Origin of the sequence: Pseudomonas fluorescens, from assembly GCF_004683905.1 — a bacterium.
GTDB lineage: Bacteria > Pseudomonadota > Gammaproteobacteria > Pseudomonadales > Pseudomonadaceae > Aquipseudomonas > Aquipseudomonas putida_A.
In genome coordinates, this window is sequence record NZ_CP038438.1 from 4,996,759 (window position 1) to 5,016,982 (window position 20,224).

General features: G+C 59.8%; 21 protein-coding genes and 1 other RNA gene. 5 read left to right on the plus strand and 17 right to left on the minus strand.

Annotated elements, in window-relative coordinates; translation table 11 throughout:
- Window positions 1-2 precede the first annotated feature (2 nt).
- From mraY to rsmI, 9 genes are all read right to left on the minus strand, one after another.
- Complete coding sequence (mraY, locus tag E4T63_RS22980; RefSeq protein ID WP_025109289.1) at window positions 3-1,085, minus strand: phospho-N-acetylmuramoyl-pentapeptide-transferase; 1,083 nt, start codon at window positions 1,083-1,085, stop codon at window positions 3-5.
- Complete coding sequence (locus tag E4T63_RS22985; protein ID WP_135296532.1) at window positions 1,085-2,452, minus strand: UDP-N-acetylmuramoyl-tripeptide--D-alanyl-D-alanine ligase; 1,368 nt, start codon at window positions 2,450-2,452, stop codon at window positions 1,085-1,087. The genes mraY and E4T63_RS22985 overlap by 1 nt, the downstream gene beginning before the upstream one ends.
- Window positions 2,445-3,908 carry a UDP-N-acetylmuramoyl-L-alanyl-D-glutamate--2,6-diaminopimelate ligase gene (locus E4T63_RS22990; RefSeq protein WP_027612183.1) on the minus strand — a complete coding sequence of 488 codons (1,464 nt, stop codon included), beginning with the start codon at window positions 3,906-3,908 and terminating at the stop codon, window positions 2,445-2,447. The genes E4T63_RS22985 and E4T63_RS22990 overlap by 8 nt, the downstream gene beginning before the upstream one ends.
- Window positions 3,908-5,647, minus strand: a complete 1,740-nt coding sequence (locus E4T63_RS22995) for a peptidoglycan D,D-transpeptidase FtsI family protein (RefSeq protein ID WP_171061849.1) — start codon at window positions 5,645-5,647, stop codon at window positions 3,908-3,910. The genes E4T63_RS22990 and E4T63_RS22995 overlap by 1 nt, the downstream gene beginning before the upstream one ends.
- Window positions 5,647-5,940 carry a cell division protein FtsL gene (ftsL, locus tag E4T63_RS23000; RefSeq protein ID WP_007961627.1) on the minus strand — a complete coding sequence of 98 codons (294 nt, stop codon included), beginning with the start codon at window positions 5,938-5,940 and terminating at the stop codon, window positions 5,647-5,649. Before ftsL ends, E4T63_RS22995 begins: the two co-directional genes overlap by 1 nt.
- Complete coding sequence (gene rsmH / locus E4T63_RS23005) at window positions 5,937-6,884, minus strand: 16S rRNA (cytosine(1402)-N(4))-methyltransferase RsmH (RefSeq protein ID WP_027612185.1); 948 nt, start codon at window positions 6,882-6,884, stop codon at window positions 5,937-5,939. The genes ftsL and rsmH overlap by 4 nt, the downstream gene beginning before the upstream one ends.
- The gene (gene mraZ, locus E4T63_RS23010) at window positions 6,881-7,336 is read right to left on the minus strand and encodes a division/cell wall cluster transcriptional repressor MraZ (protein WP_003228026.1); all 456 of its coding nucleotides are present in this window, start codon (window positions 7,334-7,336) and stop codon (window positions 6,881-6,883) included. Before mraZ ends, rsmH begins: the two co-directional genes overlap by 4 nt.
- A 401-nt stretch (window positions 7,337-7,737) precedes the next feature.
- Window positions 7,738-8,091, minus strand: an RNA gene (gene rnpB / locus E4T63_RS23015) — RNase P RNA component class A.
- A gap of 73 nt (window positions 8,092-8,164) precedes the next feature.
- Window positions 8,165-9,070: a 16S rRNA (cytidine(1402)-2'-O)-methyltransferase gene (gene rsmI, locus E4T63_RS23020; RefSeq protein WP_135296533.1), complete on the minus strand. Its 906-nt coding sequence runs from the start codon at window positions 9,068-9,070 to the stop codon at window positions 8,165-8,167.
- A gap of 177 nt (window positions 9,071-9,247) precedes the next feature.
- Between rsmI and E4T63_RS23025 the strand changes: the two genes are divergently transcribed.
- The 4 genes from E4T63_RS23025 to E4T63_RS23040 all read left to right on the plus strand — a co-directional run bounded on the left by E4T63_RS23025 (window position 9,248) and on the right by E4T63_RS23040 (window position 12,694).
- Window positions 9,248-11,059: a penicillin-binding protein activator gene (locus E4T63_RS23025; RefSeq protein ID WP_135296534.1), complete on the plus strand. Its 1,812-nt coding sequence runs from the start codon at window positions 9,248-9,250 to the stop codon at window positions 11,057-11,059.
- Window positions 11,059-11,421 (plus strand): YraN family protein, encoded by a 363-nt coding sequence (locus tag E4T63_RS23030; protein WP_027612188.1) that lies wholly within the window; start codon window positions 11,059-11,061, stop codon window positions 11,419-11,421. The genes E4T63_RS23025 and E4T63_RS23030 overlap by 1 nt, the downstream gene beginning before the upstream one ends.
- A 104-nt stretch (window positions 11,422-11,525) precedes the next feature.
- Window positions 11,526-12,119: a phosphoheptose isomerase gene (locus tag E4T63_RS23035; RefSeq protein WP_007961622.1), complete on the plus strand. Its 594-nt coding sequence runs from the start codon at window positions 11,526-11,528 to the stop codon at window positions 12,117-12,119.
- Window positions 12,116-12,694, plus strand: coding sequence for a BON domain-containing protein (locus E4T63_RS23040; protein ID WP_007961621.1), 579 nt, complete (start codon window positions 12,116-12,118; stop codon window positions 12,692-12,694). The genes E4T63_RS23035 and E4T63_RS23040 overlap by 4 nt, the downstream gene beginning before the upstream one ends.
- 51 nt (window positions 12,695-12,745) lie before the next feature.
- On the opposite strand, the gene E4T63_RS23045 is transcribed toward E4T63_RS23040, so the two are convergent.
- The 7 genes from E4T63_RS23045 to rplM form a co-directional block, all read right to left on the minus strand.
- Window positions 12,746-13,159: a ClpXP protease specificity-enhancing factor gene (locus E4T63_RS23045; protein ID WP_135296535.1), complete on the minus strand. Its 414-nt coding sequence runs from the start codon at window positions 13,157-13,159 to the stop codon at window positions 12,746-12,748.
- Window positions 13,160-13,175: 16 nt separating this feature from the next.
- The gene (locus E4T63_RS23050; RefSeq protein ID WP_007961620.1) at window positions 13,176-13,793 is read right to left on the minus strand and encodes a glutathione S-transferase N-terminal domain-containing protein; all 618 of its coding nucleotides are present in this window, start codon (window positions 13,791-13,793) and stop codon (window positions 13,176-13,178) included.
- Between the two features lie 146 nt (window positions 13,794-13,939).
- A complete protein-coding gene (locus E4T63_RS23055; RefSeq protein WP_007917027.1) occupies window positions 13,940-14,722 on the minus strand; it encodes a cytochrome c1 in 783 nt (260 codons plus the stop codon).
- A complete protein-coding gene (locus E4T63_RS23060) occupies window positions 14,722-15,933 on the minus strand; it encodes a cytochrome b (RefSeq protein ID WP_135296536.1) in 1,212 nt (403 codons plus the stop codon). The genes E4T63_RS23055 and E4T63_RS23060 overlap by 1 nt, the downstream gene beginning before the upstream one ends.
- The gene (petA, locus tag E4T63_RS23065) at window positions 15,933-16,526 is read right to left on the minus strand and encodes a ubiquinol-cytochrome c reductase iron-sulfur subunit (RefSeq protein ID WP_003228055.1); all 594 of its coding nucleotides are present in this window, start codon (window positions 16,524-16,526) and stop codon (window positions 15,933-15,935) included. Before petA ends, E4T63_RS23060 begins: the two co-directional genes overlap by 1 nt.
- A gap of 270 nt (window positions 16,527-16,796) precedes the next feature.
- A complete protein-coding gene (gene rpsI, locus E4T63_RS23070; protein ID WP_007961615.1) occupies window positions 16,797-17,189 on the minus strand; it encodes a 30S ribosomal protein S9 in 393 nt (130 codons plus the stop codon).
- A gap of 14 nt (window positions 17,190-17,203) precedes the next feature.
- Window positions 17,204-17,632 carry a 50S ribosomal protein L13 gene (gene rplM / locus E4T63_RS23075; RefSeq protein WP_003228062.1) on the minus strand — a complete coding sequence of 143 codons (429 nt, stop codon included), beginning with the start codon at window positions 17,630-17,632 and terminating at the stop codon, window positions 17,204-17,206.
- Window positions 17,633-17,876: 244 nt separating this feature from the next.
- On the opposite strand from rplM, the gene E4T63_RS23080 reads away from it, so the two are divergent.
- Window positions 17,877-18,917, plus strand: coding sequence for an NADP(H)-dependent aldo-keto reductase (locus E4T63_RS23080; protein WP_135296537.1), 1,041 nt, complete (start codon window positions 17,877-17,879; stop codon window positions 18,915-18,917).
- Between the two features lie 103 nt (window positions 18,918-19,020).
- Here E4T63_RS23080 and E4T63_RS23085 read toward each other — a convergent pair whose 3' ends face one another.
- Window positions 19,021-20,157, minus strand: a complete 1,137-nt coding sequence (locus E4T63_RS23085) for an acyl-CoA dehydrogenase family protein (protein WP_003228064.1) — start codon at window positions 20,155-20,157, stop codon at window positions 19,021-19,023.
- Window positions 20,158-20,224: the final 67 nt, after the last annotated feature.

The following is a 20,224-nucleotide window of genomic DNA, read 5'->3' on the forward strand; positions in this document are numbered from 1 at the left end:
TTCTACCTCAGCTTCAGGGTGGCAAGGCCGATCAGCACGAGAATCACGGTGATGATCCAGAAACGGACGATCACGCGTGGCTCGGGCCAGCCCTTGAGTTCAAAGTGGTGGTGAATCGGTGCCATGCGGAACACACGGCGCCCGGTCAGCTTGAAAGAGGCAACCTGGATAACCACCGACAGGGTTTCCATCACGAACACGCCGCCCATGATGAACAGGACGATTTCCTGACGGACGATCACTGCGATGGTGCCCAGTGCCGCGCCCAGTGCCAGAGCACCGACGTCGCCCATGAACACTTGCGCCGGGTAAGTGTTGAACCAGAGGAAGCCCAGACCGGCACCGATCAGCGCGCCGCAGAACACGATCAGTTCGCCCGCGCCCGGCACGTAAGGAATCAGCAGGTATTCGGCGAATTTCACGTTACCCGACAGGTAGCAGAAGATCCCCAGACCGCCGCCGACCATCACGGTTGGCATGATCGCCAGACCGTCGAGGCCGTCGGTCAGGTTGACCGCGTTGCTCGAACCGACGATCACGAAGTAGGTCAGCACGATGAAACCGGCGCCCAGCGGAATGCTGTAGTCCTTGAGCATCGGCAGGATCAGCGTGGTTTCCACCGGCGTGGTGGCGGTCATATAAAGGAAGATCGCCGCGCCCAGACCGAACACCGACTGCCAGAAATATTTCCAGCGGCTTGGCAAGCCACGGGAGTTCTTCTCGATCACTTTGCGGTAGTCGTCGACCCAGCCGATGGCGCCGAACAGCAGAGTCACCAGCAGAACGACCCACACGTAGCGGTTGCTCAGGTCAGCCCACAACAGGGTGCTGACACCGATGGAAGACAGAATCAACGCGCCGCCCATGGTCGGCGTACCCGACTTGGACAGGTGCGATTGCGGGCCGTCATTGCGAACGGACTGGCCGATCTGACGGTTCTGCAGGGTGCGGATCATCCACGGGCCATAGCACAGCGACAAAACCAGCGCGGTCAGCACACCGAGTATCCCGCGCAGGGTCAGGTACTGGAAGACCGCGAAGCCTTTGTAGAACTGTTGCAGATACTCCGCTAGCAGCAGCAGCATTAATGTTTCTCCAGACTGGACCCGCACAGAGCCGCAACGATGTTTTCCATCGCTGCACTGCGCGAACCCTTGATCAAAATGGTGGTGTTTGTGTCCTGCTCGGCGTCGAGGGCCTGGATCAGTTCGGCTTGCGTGCCGAAGTGATGCGCCTCTTTACCGAATGCGTTCACGGCGTGGACCATGTTCGGCCCGACCGCGTAAAGCGCGGAAACCTTGCCCCGGGCATATTCGCCCACGTCGCGGTGCCCCTGCTCCGCCCAGTCGCCCAACTCGCCGATATCTCCGAGCACCAGGACGGTGCGGCCGGAAAAGCCGGCGAGTATATCAACGGCCGCGCACATGGAGGTGGGGTTTGCGTTGTAAGTGTCATCGATCACGCGCATGCCGTTCTTCGCCAGTTGCGCGACGGTGCGACCCTTGACCGGTTGTACCGCGCCAAGCCCGGTGGCAATGCCGAACAGCGACACGCCCAGGGCGTGAGCGGCAGCGGCGGCAGCCATGGCGTTGGCGACGTTATGGGTGCCGAGCAGGTTCAGCTGAACGTGCTCCACACCTTCAGGTGTATGCAGGTTGAAGGCCGGGCAGCCCCGGGCATCAGTGCTCAGGTCGCTGGCGTAGAAATCTGCCTGAGGATTGTTCAGGGAGAAGGTCAGCACCTTGCGTGCGCCGGCGCGGAGCTTCCAGATGCCAAAGGCCTTGTCATCGAGGTTGAGCACGGCGACGCCATCCGCTGCCAGCCCGTCGATGATCTCGCCTTTGGCTTCGACGATTTTTTCCGGCCCGCCGAACTCGCCAACGTGAGCGGTACCGGCGTTGTTGAGAATCGCCACGTGTGGCTTGGTCAGCCCGACGGTGTAAGCGATTTCGCCCAGACGCGAAGCGCCCAGTTCGATCACGGCGGCGGTGTGTTCCGGGGCCAGTTCGAGCAGGGTCAGCGGTGCGCCCAGATCGTTGTTCAGATTGCCGCGCGTCGCCAGCACCGGACCGCGGGTACGCAGGATGCTCGCGAGCATTTCCTTGACCGTGGTCTTGCCGCTGGAGCCAGTGATGGCCGCGACTGGCTGGGTGAATGCGGCACGGTTCAACGCACCCAACTGGCCGAGGGCCTGGCGGGTGTCCTTGACCAGCAGTTGCGGCAAGGTGCTGTCGACGACTTCGCGCTCGACCAGTGCCGCCACCGCGCCTTTGCCGGCGACGTCATTCAGATAGTCGTGACCATCGAAGCGCGGGCCAGTCAGGGCAATAAACAGTTGGCCAGCGGTGATCGCACGGCTGTCGATGCTGACGCCATCGAAACTGGCATCGCTGCTGATCAGACGGGCGTCGAGCACGTTGGTCAGTTCGCTCAATGTCAGGGCCTTAAGCATGGGCCACCTCCCACGCGGTGAGGGCGTGATCGGCCTCGACCAGATCGGAGAAAGCGTGCCGCTCGCCGTTGATTTCCTGATAGTCCTCGTGACCTTTACCGGCCAGCACGATCACGTCATCCGCCGAAGCGCCAGCGATCAGTTGCGCAATCGCCTGACCACGGCCGGCGACGAAGGTGACGTTATCCACAGCGCTGAAACCGGCGCGGATGTCGTCGAAAATCTGCGCCGGGTCTTCCGTGCGCGGGTTGTCATCGGTGACCAGTACGCGATCAGCCAGACGCTCGACCACTTCGGCCATCAGCGGACGCTTGCCGCGATCACGATCACCGCCACAGCCGAACAGGCACAGCAACTGGCCTTTGACGTGTGGGCGCAATGCAGTCAGAACTTTTTCCAGGGCATCCGGGGTGTGGGCGTAATCGACCACCACCAGCGGCTGAGTGCCGCCACCCAGACGCTGCATGCGTCCGGCCGGGCCTTCGAGTTTCGGCAGCACTTTGAGAATTTCGTCGAGGGCGTAATCCAGACCGAGCAAGGCGCCGACCGCCGCCAGTACGTTGCTCAGGTTGAAACGACCGAGCAGCGTGCTGCGCAGATGATGTTCGCCCTGCGGCGTGACCAGCGTGGCGCGCACGCCGTGGTCATCGAACTGCGCTTCACGGCAGAACAGGTAGGCGCTGCTGTCGAGCAGGCTGTAAGTGATCAGGCGCGAATCGCGTTTTTCGGCGGCCAGTTGCCGGCCGAAATCGTCGTCGAGATTGACCACGCGGCACTTCAGGTCATTCCAGGCGAACAGCTTGGCCTTGGCCTCGGCGTACGCCTCCATGGTGCCGTGATAATCCAGGTGATCGCGGGACAAGTTGGTCATCACCGCGACGTCGAACGCCAATGCGGTAACGCGGCCCTGGTCCAGACCGTGTGACGAGACTTCCATGGCCACGGCTTTGGCCCCGGCCTTTTTCAGGTCGCCCAAGGTTGCTTGCACGGCAATCGGATTCGGCGTGGTGTGCAGACCGCTTTCCAGCGCGCCATAGAAGCCGGAGCCCAGCGTGCCGACGATGCCGCAGTGCTGACCGAGCAGGTCGAGTGCCTGCGCGACCAGTTGGGTCACGCTGGTCTTGCCGTTAGTGCCGGTGACACCGATCAGGTTCAGGTGATGGCTTGGCTCACCATAAAAGCGCCCGGCGATGTCGGACAGCTGCGCCGCCAGGCCTTTGACCGGAATCAACGGAACTTCGGTGATCGGCAGCACGGTGGCGCCTTCCACTTCATAGGCAACCGCCGCCGCGCCGCGCTGCAAGGCATCGGCGATGTGCGCACGGCCATCGAACTTGCCGCCCGGCACGGCGAGGAACAGGTCACCCGCGCGTACGTTGCGGCTGTCCAGCGCCAACTCACGGATCAGCAGATCGTGGCCGGCGTGGGGGAATATCTTGTTCAGACTCAGAGACATCAGCCGCGCCCTCCATTGGCTTTCAGCGGAACGACCGGGGTAGCGTTGGCCTGTTGGGTGGTCGGCAGGTTGTCCGGGGTCACGTTCATCAGACGCAGGGTGCCGGACATCACGCGGCTGAACACCGGTGCCGACACCAGACCACCGAAGTAACCGGCCTTGGACGGTTCATCGATCACCACCACGATGGCGTAACGCGGATCGCTCATCGGGCCGAAACCGGCGAACAACGAACGGTACGAGTTTTCGGCGTAGCCCTTGGTGCCCACCGACGTTTTACGTGCAGTACCCGACTTGCCGGCCACGTGATACGCCGGCACCTGCGCACGGAACACGCCGCGCGGTGCTTCAATCACTTGCTGCAGCATGCCTTGCATGGTTTTCGCGACCGCTTCCGGCAGTACCTGGGTGGTCTGCGGCGGCTTGTCGGTTTTGATCAGGGTCAGCGGTGCGAGACGACCGTTGTTGGCCAGCGCCGAGAACGCGTGCACCAACTGGATCGCGGTCACGGAAATACCGTAGCCGTAGGACAGCGTCGCGGTTTCAGCCTTGCGCCATTCGCGGTAGTTCGGCAGGTTGCCGACGCGCTCGCCCGGGAAGCCGAGGCCGGTGTCCTGGCCGAGGCCGACTTTCTGCGCGAGGCGGAAAATGGTTTCGCCACCAATATCGAACGCGACCTTACTCATGCCGACGTTACTGGAGTTGATCAGAATGCCGGTCAGGTCGAGTACCGGACCTTCGGTCTTCGACACGTCCTTGATGGTGTACTTGCCGATCTGCAGGGAGCCTGGGTACACCTCGACGGTGTCGCTCGGTTTCCAGCGGCCGGTTTCGATCGCGGCACTCATCGAGATCGCTTTCATGGTCGAACCCGGTTCGAACACGTCGATCATCGCGCGGTTACGCATCATCGCCGGCTGCAGGTTGCGACGGTTGTTCGGGTTGTAGGTGGGCTGGTTGACCATGGCGAGAATCTCGCCGGTCTTCACGTCCATGATCACCAGGCTACCGGCCTTGGCGCCGTTCTCGATGATCGCGTTGCGCAGCTCGCGGTTGGCCAGGTATTGCAGACGCAGGTCAATCGACAACGCCAAGGGCTTGCCGGCCTTGGCGTTCTTGGTGACCTGGACATCCTTGATCAGCCGACCGCGCCGATCCTTGATGACCTGCCGCTTGCCCGGGACACCGGCCAGCCACTCGTCGTAGGCCAGCTCGACGCCTTCACGCCCGTGATCGTCAATGTCGGTAAAGCCGACCATGTGCGCGGTAACTTCACCGGCCGGATAGAAGCGGCGGAATTCTTCGATGCCGTAAACGCCCGGCACTTTCAGATCGAGCACAGCCTGGCCCTGCTCGGGGGTCAGCCCGCGCACCAGATAAATGAATTCTTTGTTGGCCTGGGCTTCGAGACGCTCGGCCAGGGCTTTCGGATCCTGCCCCAGCGCAGCGGCCAGCGCCGGCCACTTCTCTTTGGCGGTCTGCATTTCCTTGGCGTTGGCCCACAGGGTCGTCACCGGGGTGCTCACGGCCAACGGCTCGCCGTTACGGTCGGTGATCAGACCACGGTGAGCAGGAATCGGAATGTGACGCAGGCTGCGCGCATCGCCCTGACCTTTGAGGAAGTCACGGTCAACCACTTGCAGGTCGATGATGCGCCAGCAGATCGCCGCGACCATCACGCCGAGCAGTGCCACCATCAGGCGGAAGCGCCACGGGAAGAGTGCCCCTTCGAGTTTCATCATGGCGCCACCATCTTCACGTCAGCCGCGCCAGGGATGTGCATTTTCAGTTGTTCGGTGGCCAGCACTTCGATGCGGCTGTGCGCAGTCCAGGTGCTTTGCTCGAGAATCAGGCGCCCCCACTCGGCCTGCGCCTTGTCGCGCACGCTGAGTTCGTTATAAAGATTGTTGAGCAACTGCCGGTTCCAGTGCGCGCTGTAAGACACGCCGATGGCCGACACGAGCACGCCGATAAACAGCAGCAGCATGATAAAGCTGCCGCCCGGCAGGGGCTTGGCGAAAAGCTTGCTCACCGCAACTTCTCCGCGACACGCATGACAGCGCTACGGGAACGTGGGTTGGCTTTGAGTTCGGCGTCGGAGGCCGTCTGCGCTTTGCCGTGGATTTTGATTTTCGGTTCGAACGCCACGTGGCGCACGGGCAGGTTGCGCGGCAGGTTGTCGGCTTCGCCTTTCACCAGCTTGCGCATGAACAGTTTGACGATGCGGTCTTCCAGCGAGTGGAAGCTGATGACCACCAGACGGCCACCGATCTCCAGAGCATCCAGTGCGGCTTCGAGGCCGGCTTCCAGATCGCCCAGTTCGTTGTTGACGTGAATGCGCAAACCCTGGAATGCACGGGTCGCCGGGTTCTTGCCCTTCTCCCACGCTGGGTTGGCGACTTTCAAGACTTCGGCCAGATCAGCGGTGCGCTCGAACGGCTTGATGTCGCGGCGCTCGGCCACGGCACGGGCCATGCGCCCGGAGAAACGTTCTTCGCCGTATTCCTTGAACACCCGGGCGATTTCTTCCACCGGCGCGGTGTTGACGAACTCGGCGGCGCTGATGCCACGGGACGGATCCATGCGCATGTCCAGCGGGCCGTCGTTAAGGAAACTGAAGCCGCGTTCGGCGTCGTCGAGCTGCGGCGAAGACACGCCGAGATCGAGCAGGATACCGCTGACCTTGCCGCTCAGACCTCGCTCGGCAACCACCGAACCCAGCTCGGCAAAGCTGCGCTGCACAACGACAAAGCGGCCGTCTTCGGCCGCTAGCGTTTGCCCGGTGGCAATCGCTTGTGGATCTTTGTCGAACCCGATGAGCCGACCGTCCGTCCCGAGCTGGCTGAGGATCAGCCGACTGTGCCCGCCGCGCCCGAACGTACCGTCCAGATAGCAGCCATCAGGACGTACGGCGAGAGCCTCGACGGCTTCGTCAAGCAGTACGGTGATGTGGTTAAAGCCGCTATCAATAGTCACAGGATCAAATCACGCAGTTCGTCAGGCATGGCGCCCGGTTGTTGAATAGCAGCAAGGTCAGCGGCAGACACCGCGTTCCATGCATCCTCGTCCCACAATTGGAACTTGTTCAGTTGGCCCACCAGCATCGCTTTCTTATCAAGCTTGGCGTATTCGCGCAGACGCGGTGGAACCAGAAAACGACCACTGCCGTCGAGTTCGAGGTCGACGGCATTACCAATCAATAAACGCTGCAGGCGACGGTTCTCTTCGCGAAGCGAAGGGAGTGCGCGCAACTTGGTTTCAATGATTTCCCACTCGTCGAGCGGGTAGACACACAGGCACGGATCAACGGCATCAATGGTCACGATCAATTGGCCGGAACTACGCGAAACGAGCTCGTCACGGTACCGGCTCGGCATGGCGAGACGGCCCTTTGCATCGAGACTGATAGCGTTAGCTCCGCGAAACACGTCAGCGTTTCTCCAATTTTTATCGTTTTGAGCTCAAAAAACCCACTTCATGCCACTTTCCGCCACTTGCGCACACTATAGGAATGCGCCCACCACACCGTCAAGGCGCGGATCAAAGGAAAACCCTTACAGAACGGAGATTTAGGAGCTTAAAAGGAGGGGTAACGACAAATTGGCGGACACTTTTGACCAATAACTTGATGCAGCACTGAAAGCTGCGCTCGGAAGTTAAAGTAATTTGTTAAGAGTAAGATTTTTTCGGTATTACAAAAGCGCTTCTGCTGTTGATTGAAGCAAGGTGGGAAATGGCTATTACTGCATTTGCCGCTGCCGGACTTTAGCGCAGGCCTGCCGATAATAACCAGCCCTGATGCCATTGATTCAAGCAGGGAAAGAAAAAGGTGGAGAGTCGATCTGTAAGCCGGGTTCTGTCTTGAACAGTCATTCGTCTACGATGGCCATCACTGGACATCTTTAGCAACCTACCCGGTCCCAGCGCGGGCCACGCCTTGGGACCCTATTTGGTCTTGCTCCAAGTGGGGTTTACCTAGCCACGAACTGTTGCCAGACGTGCGGTGCGCTCTTACCGCACCTTTTCACCCTTACCGGCGCCGAAGCGCTTAGGCGGTTATTTTCTGTGGCACTTTCCGTAGGCTCACGCCTCCCAGGCATTACCTGGCACTTCGCCCTATGGAGCCCGGACTTTCCTCCCCCCCCTAATTTTCATAGAGGGCAGCGACTGTCCGATCGACTCTCCGCCGCGCAGGTTAACGGCAGAGCGCCCGAAGAACAAGCGCTAATAGCCGTGAAACCCGTCTGCGCGACGGGTTACTCGCCCTTCTGCTGCTCCAGTGCGACCTGATACAGCACGTTTTTGCGCTCGCCGGTGATTTGCGCGGCCAGGGCGGCAGCGCGCTTGAGCGGCATCTCTTCGAGCAACAGATTGAGCACGCGCATCGCTTCGCTGCTGACGGCGTCTTCGGACTCCGGTGCAGACCAGCCTGCGACCAGCACCACACACTCGCCGCGCTGCTGGTTGCTGTCGGACTCGACAAACGCACGCAGCTCACCCAGCGGCAACCCCTTAAGCGTCTCGAAAGTCTTGGTGATTTCCCGGGCCAGCAATGCCTGACGCTCTCCACCGAACACGGCTTCCATGTCCTGCAGGCATTCGAGAATACGGTGCGGGGCCTCGTAGAAAATCAGCGTGCGCGGCTCTTCTTTGACTGCTTCCAGGCGCGCCTTGCGCCCTACCGACTTGGCCGGCAGGAAGCCTTCGAAGATGAATCGGTCGGAGGGCAGGCCCGCCGCCGACAGCGCCGCGATCAAAGCACAGGCGCCCGGCACCGGCACCACATTGATCCCCGCCGCCCGTGCCTGGCGCACCAGGTGATAACCCGGATCTGAGATCAGCGGCGTCCCCGCATCGGAAATCAGCGCGACGTTATCGCCCGCCAGCAAACGGGTAATAAAGCGGCTACCTTCATCACGTTCGTTGTGTTCGTGGCAGGCGGCCAACGGCGTGGCAATGCCGAAGTGCTGCATCAACCGCGCCGAGTGCCGTGTGTCTTCGGCGGCGATCAACGCCACTTCGCGAAGGATTTTCAGAGCCCGGGCGCTGATGTCGTCCAGGTTGCCGATGGGCGTCGCCACCACATAAAGCGAGCCAGCAGCGGAATTCAAAGGACCTGGAGCAGTCAAAGCGCACACCTCGTGTTCGGTAAAAGCCGGCATTGTAGCGCGTCACGAGGCTTGCGAACCGTATGAGCCAAGCGCGGTTTTGCACGCAGTTGTGCGCCGCTGCAACATTTACTCCAGCTAAATTGATTGATTCACGCCAGTAACATCGCGCCCCGGCCAGTGCTTGGGTACAATTCCACGCTAATTTGATCGAGTATCAGGAACACTTACATGATCGCTTGCCTGCGGCTGTTCACTGCCCTCTGCCTCGCTGCCTTGCTGGCGGCCTGCGCCAGCTCCCCTTCCTCCAGCCTTGGCGAACTTCCACGGACTCCGGATGCCAGCATCGAGCAACTGCTCGAACAGGCTACCCAGGCCAAGACGCCGGAAAAAGCCGCCCTGTTGCGCTTGAGTGCGGCAGACCTGGCTTATCGCCAGGGCAACGCCGGCCAGTCCGCGCAGATCCTGCAACAAGTGCCGATGGAGCAGTTGAAGCCAGGCCAGCAGATCTTCGCCAGCACCCTGTCCGCTGAGCTGGCGATGACTCGCAATCAGCCGAAAGCCGCGCTGACGGCCCTGAGCCATCCGAGCCTGCAGCATCTGAGCGAAATGCCGGAAGACCAGCAAGTGCGCACCGGCACCGTGCGCGCCCGCGCACTGGAAGCCGATGGCCAGACCCTGGCGGCCGCTCGCGAGCGCATCTTCATCGCACCGATGCTAAAAGGCGAAGTCGCAAGCAAGAACCACGAAGCGATCTGGATCCTGATCGCCTCGCTGCCAACCGATCAACTGCAACCCAATACCTCCGACGATCTCGGTGGCTGGATGGGCCTGGCCCTGGCAGTGAAAACTGCCGGCACCCTGGAACAGCAGCAAGCCGCAATCGATACCTGGCGCGCACAAAACCCGAAACACCCGGCGGCAATCAACCTGCCGCTGCCCCTGACCAAACTCAAGGAACTGGCCAGCCAGCCCCTGAGCAAGATCGCCCTGCTGCTGCCGCAAGACGGCCCACTGGCCTCGGTCGGCAAGGCCCTGCGTGAAGGTTTCATGGCGGCGCACTATCAAGCGCAACAGGCCGGCCAGAAGCCGCCCGCCATCGAGTTCTACGACAGCTCCAAGCTGACCTCGATGGACGAGTTCTACCGCAAGGCTCAGGCTGACGGCGTGCAACTGGTGGTCGGCCCGCTGGAAAAACCGCTGGTCAAACAACTGAGCACCCGTCCGCAACTGCCGATCACCACCCTCGCATTGAACTACAGCGAAGGTGATCAAGGTCCGGCGCAACTGTTCCAGTTCGGCCTGGCGGCTGAAGACGAAGCCCGCGAAGTTTCGCGTCGTGCCCGCGCCGACGGCCTGCACCGCGCGGCGATCATGGTGCCGAAAGGCGAATGGGGCGACCGCGTACTGCGTGCGTTCAGCCAGGACTGGCAGGCCAATGGCGGCAGCATCGTCGCCACCGAACGTGTCGATCAGCCGGTGCAACTGGCCCAGCAGATCGCCGACATGTTCCAGCTGCGCCAGAGCGAAGCCCGCGCCAAGAGCCTGCAGAACGCCGCTGGCACCAACGTAGCCGCGCAGCCGTCGCGTCGTCAGGACATCGAGTTCATCTTCCTCGCAGCCACCCCGCAACAGGCGCAGCAGATCAAGCCGACCCTGAACTTCCAGTACGCCGGTGACGTTCCGGTGTACGCAACGTCCCACGTCTACAGCGCCAGCGGCGATGTGAACCAGTACAACGACATGAACGGTGTGCGCTTCTGCGAAACCCCGTGGTTGCTGGAAGCCAATGACCCGCTGCGCCAGCAAGTCACCGCGCAATGGCCACAAGCGGCCGGCAGCCTCGGCCGCCTGTACGCCATGGGCGTCGATGCCTACCGTCTGGCACCGCGCCTGGGTCAGTTGAAGGCGCTGCCGGACAGCCGCATCGAAGGTCAGTCGGGCAGCCTGGGCATGACCCAGACCCAACGCGTCGTACGTCAGTTGCCATGGGCGCAGTTCGTCAACGGTCAGGTTCAGCGCCTGCCGGACACCCCGCGCTGATGCCCGACGGCTCGCACCTGCAGAGCGGCAAGGATGCCGAGCGCCAGGCGCTCGAGCATCTGCAACACCACGGTCTGCGCCTGCTGGCGCAGAACTGGTCATGCAAACGGGGCGAGCTTGATCTGGTCATGCTTGATGGCGATACAGTAGTATTCGTCGAAGTCCGCTACAGAAAAAACACTCAATGGGGTGGCGCGCTCGCTAGCATCGATGAGCGCAAACGGCAGAAACTGATTTTCGCCGCACAGTATTTTCTTCAGCGTGAGTCACGCTGGGCCGACTCCCCTTGCCGCTTCGACGTGGTGGCCATCGACAGGCACCCGGATCAATTGAACTGGTTGCAGAATGCGTTCGATGGTTGATTCTCTGCACACCACCCCGGACACTTTCACCGACAATTTTTGCTCTTTGCTTTGCGGGCTGCACATTCACGTGCCGAACAGCCGCGCTACTTAAGGTCACACAGATGGACATGCAATCCCGAATTCGCCAGCTTTTCCAGGCCAGTATCGACACCAAGCAACAGGCGATGGACGTACTTGCACCGCACATCGAGCAAGCCAGCCAGATCATGGTCAACGCCCTGCTCAACGAAGGCAAAATGCTTTCGTGCGGCAACGGCGGCTCTGCCGGCGACGCCCAGCACTTCTCCTCGGAGCTGCTCAACCGCTTCGAGCGCGAACGTCCAAGTCTGCCGGCCATCGCCCTGACCACCGACAGCTCGACGATCACCTCGATCGCCAACGACTACAGCTACAACGAAGTGTTCTCCAAGCAGATCCGCGCACTGGGTCAACCAGGCGACGTATTGCTGGCGATTTCGACCAGCGGTAACTCGGCCAACATTATTCAGGCGATCCAGGCCGCACATGATCGCGAAATGATTGTCGTAGCATTGACTGGCCGCGATGGCGGCGGCATGGCTTCGCTGCTGCTGCCTGAAGATGTCGAGATTCGCGTACCGGCCCATGTCACTGCACGTATTCAGGAAGTCCATCTGCTGGCGATCCATTGCCTCTGCGATCTGATCGACAGCCAACTGTTCGGGAGTGAAGAATGACCCCTAATCGCCTTGGCCTTCTGGCCTTGACCCTGTGCCTCGGCATCAGCGGCTGCACCTCGGTGGTGAATGCCAGCCGTGAAGCGCCGATTGAAGACGACCGCGGCACCCGAACCTTCGGCAGCAAAATCGACGACTCGCTGATCGAGACCAAAGTCGGCGTCAACGTGGCCAAGGCCGACCCCGGCCTGGACAAGGACTCGCATATCGTCGTCACCAGCTTCAACGGCGTGGTGCTGCTCGCCGGCCAGACGCCGCGCGAAGACCTCAAGGCCAAGGCTGAACAGGCCGCCGCCAACGTCCAGCGCGTGAAGAAGGTGCACAACGAGCTGCAAGTGATTGCGCCGTCGAGCTTCCTCGCCCGCCAGAACGACGCCTGGCTGACCACCAAGATCAAGACCCAGATGCTGACCGATGCCAGCATTCCCGGCTCGCGCATCAAGGTCGTGACCGAGAACGGCATCGTCTACCTGCTGGGCCTGCTGACCAAGCAGGAAGCCCAACAAGCGACCAACCTGGTGCAGAGCGTTTCCGGTGTGCAGAAAATCGTGAAGCTGTTCGAATACATCGACTGATACGCGACGAGCAGACACAAAAAAGGCGATCCATCCGGATCGCCTTTTTTATTACTTCACCACTTTCAGGCTTGGCCGGCCGCTTGGTCGCGGCGGCTCGCTGCCCGGTGGCGGCAAGTCGTCATCGGGTTCGACATCGTCTTCGTCATCCATCGGCGACTCGAGATCGAACACCATGCCCTGCCCGTTCTCCCGGGCGTAGATGCCCAGAATCGCGCTGATCGGCACATACAGACTGTGCGGAACGCCACCAAAGCGACCCTCAAAGGTCACCACGTCGTTGTCCATGTGCAAGTGACGCACGGCGCTGGGCGAAATGTTCAGGACAATTTGCCCGTCACTGGCGAAGCCCTGCGGCACCTGCACTGCCGGGTATTCGGAATTGACCAGCATGTGCGGGGTGCAATCGTTATCCACAATCCACTCGTAGAGCGCGCGGACCAGATAAGGTCGACTGGAGTTCATAGCGGCTCCTTAAGCCTTAGCGCATATCGCGTTCGACGCCAGACAGACTCGCCTGGAAAGCCTCACGCGCAAACTGGCGCTCCATATAATCAAGCAGCGGCTTGGCCGGCCGCGGCAGTTCAATACCCAGAATCGGCAAACGCCAGAGTATTGGCAATAGGCAGCAATCCACCAGACTTTGTTCCTCACTGAGGAAAAACGGCTTGTCGGCAAACAGCGGCGACACGCCCGTCAGGCTTTCACGCAATTCCTTACGCGCCACGACACGCGCGGCCTCCTTGGACTTGGGATCAAGAATCAGATCCACCAGACCACACCAGTCGCGCTGAATACGGTGAATCAGCAGACGACTGTTGGCACGCGCCACCGGATAAACCGGCATCAGTGGCGGATGCGGGTAACGCTCATCCAGATATTCCATCACCACGGTCGACTCCCACAACGCCAGGTCGCGATCGACCAGTGTCGGGAGACTGCCGTAAGGGTTCACCTCAATCAGTTTAGGCGGCTGGCGACCAGCTTCCACGTAAATGATTTCGGCGCTGACACCCTTCTCTGCAAGCACGATGCGCACTCGGTGGGAATAGTGGTCGGCGGGGTCGGAGTAACAGGCCAACCGATTGGTCACGCCCATGGCGATCCTCCTCGCTTGTTGAAATTATCGGAACCGGAAAAACGCGCGCGCCCAGAGGGCGCCTCCCGCAATGTCTGGCGAACCAGACCTTGCGTTATCGGAGGAACCCTTGGGCGCGCGCGATTAACAGCAATGCTTGAAGCGTATCAGTGCACGTCTTTCCAGTATTCACGCTTGAGCAGGTAGGCGAACACAAAGAAGAACGCCAGGTACAGCAAGACGTAAGTACCGATGCGCTGATGTTGCAGCTTAACCGGGTTAGCCGAGTAAGCCAGGAAGGTTACCAGATTCTTGACCTTCTCATCGAACTGCTCTTCGTTCAGAGCACCGGATTTCGGCACGATGGTCAACTGATCGCACGCTTCATGGGTCAGCGGCGTACCGGTCAGCGGATCGTATTGCTTCTTGCCGTCCTCGACGATCTGCACTTGCTTGCAGCCAACCACCTGGCGACCTTGCAGGCCGACCAGCACGTTAGGCATGCCGACGTTCGGGAAGACCTTGTTGTTCACGCCCCATGGGCGTGCCGGATCTTCGTAGAACGAGCGCAGGTAACCGTAGAGCCAGTCAGTACCACGCACGCGAGCCACCAAAGTCAGATCCGGCGGAGCAGCACCGAACCAGGTCTTGGCGTCCGCCGGCTGCATGCCGATGTTCATGTGATCGCCGATCTTGGCGCCAGTGAACACCAGCTTCTCGAGCATCATTTCGTGGGGAATGCCGAGGTCATCGGCCACCCGCTCGTAACGCTGAAACTTGGCACTGTGGCAGCCCATGCAATAGTTGGCGAAGGTCCGCGCACCATCTTGCAGGGCAGCCTTGTCGGACACGTCGATATCGACTTTTTCCAGCTCCGGACCACCGTGTTCAGCGGCGAAAGACAGCACAGGCAGAGCAGCAAAAATCAGAGCAAAAAATAACTTTTTCATCAGCCAGTCACCCTTTCCGGAACCGGTTTGGTCTTCTCGAGCCTGGTGTAGAACGGCATCAGAATGAAGTAGGCGAAGTACAGGAAGGTGCAGATCTGCGACACCAGCGTGCGCTCCGGCGTCGGGGCCAGTACGCCCAGAATGCCGAGGATCACGAAGGAAATGCAGAACACCACCAGCCAGATTTTGCTCATCCAGCCCTTGTAACGCATCGATTTGACCGGGCTGCGATCCAGCCACGGCAGCACGAACAGCATGGCAATCGAGGCGCCCATGGCGATAACACCCATGAGTTTTTCCGGGATCGCACGCAAGATCGCGTAGAACGGTGTGAAGTACCAGACCGGTGCAATGTGCTCAGGCGTCTTGAACGGGTTGGCTTGCTCGAAGTTTGGTTTTTCGAGGAAGTAGCCGCCCATTTCCGGGAAGAAGAACACGATAAAGCAGAAGATGAACAGGAACACCACTACGCCGACGATGTCTTTCACGGTGTAGTACGGGTGGAAAGCAATGCCATCCAGCGGGACACCGTTTTCGTCTTTGTACTTCTTGATGTCGACGCCATCAGGGTTGTTCGAGCCGACTTCGTGCAGCGCCAGAATGTGCAGCACCACCAGACCAAGAATCACGATCGGCAGCGCCACCACGTGCAGGGCGAAGAAGCGGTTCAGGGTGATTCCGGAGATCAGGTAGTCACCCCGAATCCACTGGGTCAGGTCGTTACCGATCACCGGAATCGCACCGAATAGCGAGATGATCACCTGGGCACCCCAGTAGGACATCTGACCCCAAGGCAGCAGATAACCCATGAAGGCCTCGGCCATCAGCGCCAGGTAGATCAGCATGCCGAATACCCAGACCAGTTCACGTGGTTTCTGGTACGAACCGTAGAGCAGGCCACGGAACATGTGCAGATAGACCACGATGAAGAACGCCGACGCGCCGGTGGAGTGCAGCAGACGCAGGATCGAGCCGTACTCGACATCGCGCATGATGTATTCGACGGAAGCGAACGCCTCTTCTGCCGACGGCGTGTAGCTCATCGTCAGCCAGACACCGGTGACGATCTGATTGACCAGCACCAGCAGCGCCAGCGAGCCGAAGAAATAGAAGAAGTTGAAGTTTTTTGGCGCGTAATACTTGCTGAGATGGTCTTCCCACATTTTGGTCGCAGGGAAGCGCGCATCCACCCAATCCATGAACTTGCTCATCACGCTTTCTCCGTATCGACGCCAATGACAATCAGGTCATCGGTCTCATAGGAATGCGGGGGAACTGGCAGGTTCAAAGGCGCGGGTTGCGACTTGTAGACGCGGCCAGCCAGATCGTAGTGGGAGCCGTGGCAAGGGCAGAAATAGCCACCGACCCAGTCTTTACCCAGATCTGCAGGCGCCACTTCGGGACGGAAGGTTGGTGAGCAACCCAGGTGAGTGCAGATCCCGATCAGCAGGAGAATTTCCGGCTTGATCGAACGCACTTCAGGGTCGACATAGGTGGGTTGCGTGGAGTTTTTGGAAGTCGGATCGGAGAGCTGGCCCTCGATCTTCTTGAGATTCCCCAGGATTTCCGCAGTACGGCGGACAATGAACACCGGCTGGCCGCGCCACTCGGCAATCATCTGCTGTCCTGGCTCGATCTTGCTGACATTCACTTTCACCGGTGCACCGGCGGCTTTCGCCTTGGCACTGGGAAACCATGACCCCACGAACGGGACCGCAGCCCCCACCGCTCCTGCAGCACCCACCACGGATGTGGCTGCTACCAAGAAGCGACGCCGGCCTGCATTCACGCCGTCATTGCTCATTCAGTCCTCTCCCATCAGCTTTGTGGCCTGTTAAATCAGGCATCTACTAAATAAATCAATGTTACTTATAAAAATTTTGCCGAGATGGTAATGAAAAGCCCCAATTCTGACAAGGGAATTACCCGGAGCTCATACCCTCAAGCCTTGCAGTATAGGGGGTCTACGAATGTGGCAAGTTGTCACAGCGCAATTCTTTTGATAAATCGCAGGCATAAAAAAACGCCCGGTTCCGTGAGGAATCGGGCGTTCTTTTTTGAACGTGGAAACGAATTAACGCTTCGAGTACTGCGGACGCTTACGCGCTTTACGCAGACCAACTTTCTTACGTTCAACTTCACGGGCGTCGCGAGTAACGAAGCCAGCTTTGCGCAGAGCGCTACGCAGGGTTTCGTCGTAGTCCATCAGAGCGCGAGTGATGCCGTGGCGGATTGCGCCAGCCTGACCACTTACACCACCACCGATGACAGTGACGTAGATGTCGAACTTCTCGACAGTCTCGGTCAGTTCCAGCGGCTGACGAACTACCATGCGGGCAGTTTCGCGGCCGAAGAACGAGTCCAGGGAGCGGTTGTTGATGGAGATGTTACCAGTACCCGGACGCAGGAAAACGCGTGCGGTTGCGGTCTTGCGACGGCCAGTGCCGTAATTTTGAGTCGCCGACATAATGAACTATTCCGTTAAATCTTCAGTTCTTGGGGCTGCTGAGCAGTATGAGGGTGTGCAGCGCCCGCATAGACTTTCAGCTTACGGTACATGTCACGACCCAGCGGGTTCTTAGGCAGCATGCCTTTAACCGCGGTCTCGATCACGCGCTCAGGGGCTTTGGCGATCAGCTTTTCAAAGTTGATCGACTTGATGCCGCCCGGGAAACCGGAGTGGGAGTAGTACATTTTGTCAGTGGTTTTAGCGCCGGTTACACGGATCTGCTCGGCGTTGATTACGACGATGTAGTCGCCGGTGTCAACGTGAGGAGTGTACTCAGGCTTGTGCTTGCCACGCAGACGGCTCGCGATTTCGGTGGCCAGACGACCCAGGGTCTGACCAGCAGCGTCGACGACAAACCAGTCGCGCTTTACTGTTTCCGGTTTAGCAGTAAAAGTTTTCATTCTTTATAGCCTCAGGGGCCGCCTGTAAATAAGACGGCGGATCTTACTGAATAGTGCGTACTTTGACAAGTCAAAGGCAGCCGGATACAGACGCTTTCGGGGGCTCGGGTCGGCGCGTCCGTTCAACGGCAAGATTCTTCGGCGGCGGCGCATCACTTCCACTGCAGAAAGAGGTCGGCAATTATGCAGATTGCGAAAAAATTTTCAACCTGCTTTTATGATTGTTTTGCCCAAGGAGCACCCGATGGACTATCGCCAGCTAGGCCGTACCGACCTGAACGTGAGTGCAATCTGCCTCGGCACCATGACCTGGGGCGAGCAAAACACTGAAGCTGAAGCCTTCGCCCAGATCGAACGGGCCAAGGAAGCCGGGATCAATTTCATCGACACCGCCGAGATGTACCCGGTGCCGCCGAAAGCCGACACCTACGCCACCACCGAGCGCTACATCGGCAATTATTTCAAAAGCCGTGGTGATCGGGCCGACTGGATCCTCGCCAGCAAGATCGCCGGCCCCGGCAACACCATCGACTACATCCGCGACAAAAACCTGCGCCATAACCGCCAGCACATCGCCGCCGCGGTGGATGCCAGCCTCGAGCGCCTGCAGACCGATTACATCGACCTTTATCAATTGCACTGGCCGGAGCGCAGCACCAACTTTTTCGGACAGCTGGGCTACAAGCACAAGATCGAAGCCAACCTGACGCCGCTCGAAGACACCCTCGAAGCGCTCGACGAACAAGTGAAGGCCGGCAAGATCCGCCACATCGGGCTGTCCAACGAGACGCCGTGGGGCACCATGCGCTTCCTTGCCCTGGCCGAAGCCCGTGGCTGGCCGCGTGCGGTGTCGATCCAGAACCCGTACAACCTGCTCAACCGCAGCTTCGAAATCGGCCTGGCGGAAATCGCCATCCGCGAACAGTGCGGCCTGCTCGCCTATTCGCCGCTGGCGTTCGGCTTCCTGTCCGGCAAGTACGAAGGTGGCGCTCGCCCGCCGAAAGGTCGCCTGAGCCTCTACAGCCGCTTCAGCCGCTATTTCAACGCGCAATCGGAAGCTGCCTGCAGCCGCTATGTGGCATTGGCCCGTGAACACGGTCTGGATCCGGCGCAAATGGCGCTGGCGTTCGTCACCCAGCAACCGTTCGTCACCAGCAACATCATTGGTGCGACGACGCTTGCGCAACTGGACAGCAACATTGCCAGTTTTGATCTGAAACTTTCCGATGAAGTGCTGGCAGGGATCGAGGCGATTCACAAGGATCATCCGAACCCGGCGCCTTGATCGACCGCTAAAAGCTTCGCGAGCAAGCCCGCTCCCACAGAGGCTCACCGCACCTGTGGGAGCGAGCTTGCTCGCGAAGAGGCCAGTCAACTCACTGCAAAGATCAAAGCGAGCGCGCAATGATCTCCTTCATGATTTCATTGGTGCCGGCATAGATGCGCTGCACGCGCGCATCCGCCCACGCCCGGGCCACCGGGTATTCCCACATGAAGCCGTAGCCGCCATGCAACTGCACGCACTCGTCGAGCACCTTGCATTGCAGGTCGGTGCCCCAGTATTTGGCCATCGCCGCTGTCGGAACGTCGAGCTTGCCCTGCAGATGCAGCTCCAGGCACTTGTCGACAAATACTCGGCCGATCTGAATCTCGGTAGCCATTTCCGCCAGTTTGAAGCGGGTGTTCTGGAAGTCGGCAATCGCCTTGCCGAACGCCTTGCGATCACGGGTGTAATCCAGCGTCCATTTCAGCGCAGCTTCGGCTGAGGCCAGACCACCGATCGCTACCGTCAGTCGCTCCTGTGGCAATTCCTGCATCAAATAAGCGAACCCTGCCCCGGCCTGACCCAACAGGTTTTCCTTGGGAACACGCACGTCCTGGAAGAACAATTCCGACGTGTCCTGAGCCTTCATTCCGACCTTCTCCAGGCGTTTGCCCTTCTCGAAGCCCGGCGTATTCGCCTCTACCACAAACAGGCTAGTGCCCTTGGCACCGGCCTTCGGATCAGTCTTGGCGACGACGATCACCAAATCAGCGAGGAAGCCGTTGGTGATGAAAGTCTTGGAGCCGTTGATCACGTACTCGTCGCCATCCAGCACCGCCGTGGTCTTGACCCCTTGCAGGTCGGAGCCGGCGCCCGGTTCGGTCATGGCAATCGCACTGACCATCTCGCCAGAGACCAGTTTCGGCAGGTATTTGTGCTTAAGCGCTTCGCTGCCGTAATGCAGGATGTACGGTGCGACGATGTCCGAATGCAGCGAAAAGCCGATACCGGTCAGACCCAAGCGACCGACCTCTTCGATCACCACCGCGCTGTACAGAAAGTCCGCGCCCAGGCCGCCGTATTCTTCCGGCAGGTGTGAGCAGAGCATCCCCGCCTCCCCGGCCTTGTTCCACAGCTTGCGGTCGATGTGGCCTTGTTTCTCCCATTGCGCATGGAACGGGACAGCCTCTTTTTCGAGGAAGGTTCGTACGCTGTCGCGGAACAATTCGTGCTCGGAGCTGAACAAGGTTCTGGGGATCATGCGGCACCTTTCATTCTTGTTGGAGGGATATGACCTTCAGAGACTAAGCCTCACCTCCGACACAGGA

Coding starts and splice junctions, on each gene's coding strand:
- E4T63_RS23060 (WP_135296536.1), bottom strand. CDS start 15,933: ATGAGCAAGTTCATGGATTGGGTGGATGCGCGCTTCCCTGCGACCAAA.
- rpsI (WP_007961615.1), bottom strand. CDS start 17,189: ATGTCGGCGACTCAAAATTACGGCACTGGCCGTCGCAAGACCGCAACC.
- petA (WP_003228055.1), bottom strand. CDS start 16,526: ATGAGCAATGACGGCGTGAATGCAGGCCGGCGTCGCTTCTTGGTAGCA.
- E4T63_RS23035 (WP_007961622.1), top strand. CDS start 11,526: ATGGACATGCAATCCCGAATTCGCCAGCTTTTCCAGGCCAGTATCGAC.
- E4T63_RS23050 (WP_007961620.1), bottom strand. CDS start 13,793: ATGGGCGTGACCAATCGGTTGGCCTGTTACTCCGACCCCGCCGACCAC.
- mraY (WP_025109289.1), bottom strand. CDS start 1,085: ATGCTGCTGCTGCTAGCGGAGTATCTGCAACAGTTCTACAAAGGCTTC.
- E4T63_RS22990 (WP_027612183.1), bottom strand. CDS start 3,908: ATGTCTCTGAGTCTGAACAAGATATTCCCCCACGCCGGCCACGATCTG.
- E4T63_RS23085 (WP_003228064.1), bottom strand. CDS start 20,157: ATGATCCCCAGAACCTTGTTCAGCTCCGAGCACGAATTGTTCCGCGAC.
- E4T63_RS23030 (WP_027612188.1), top strand. CDS start 11,059: ATGCCCGACGGCTCGCACCTGCAGAGCGGCAAGGATGCCGAGCGCCAG.
- E4T63_RS23025 (WP_135296534.1), top strand. CDS start 9,248: ATGATCGCTTGCCTGCGGCTGTTCACTGCCCTCTGCCTCGCTGCCTTG.
- E4T63_RS23040 (WP_007961621.1), top strand. CDS start 12,116: ATGACCCCTAATCGCCTTGGCCTTCTGGCCTTGACCCTGTGCCTCGGC.
- E4T63_RS23080 (WP_135296537.1), top strand. CDS start 17,877: ATGGACTATCGCCAGCTAGGCCGTACCGACCTGAACGTGAGTGCAATC.
- E4T63_RS23045 (WP_135296535.1), bottom strand. CDS start 13,159: ATGAACTCCAGTCGACCTTATCTGGTCCGCGCGCTCTACGAGTGGATT.
- E4T63_RS23055 (WP_007917027.1), bottom strand. CDS start 14,722: ATGAAAAAGTTATTTTTTGCTCTGATTTTTGCTGCTCTGCCTGTGCTG.
- rsmI (WP_135296533.1), bottom strand. CDS start 9,070: ATGCCGGCTTTTACCGAACACGAGGTGTGCGCTTTGACTGCTCCAGGT.
- E4T63_RS22995 (WP_171061849.1), bottom strand. CDS start 5,647: ATGAAACTCGAAGGGGCACTCTTCCCGTGGCGCTTCCGCCTGATGGTG.
- E4T63_RS22985 (WP_135296532.1), bottom strand. CDS start 2,452: ATGCTTAAGGCCCTGACATTGAGCGAACTGACCAACGTGCTCGACGCC.
- rplM (WP_003228062.1), bottom strand. CDS start 17,632: ATGAAAACTTTTACTGCTAAACCGGAAACAGTAAAGCGCGACTGGTTT.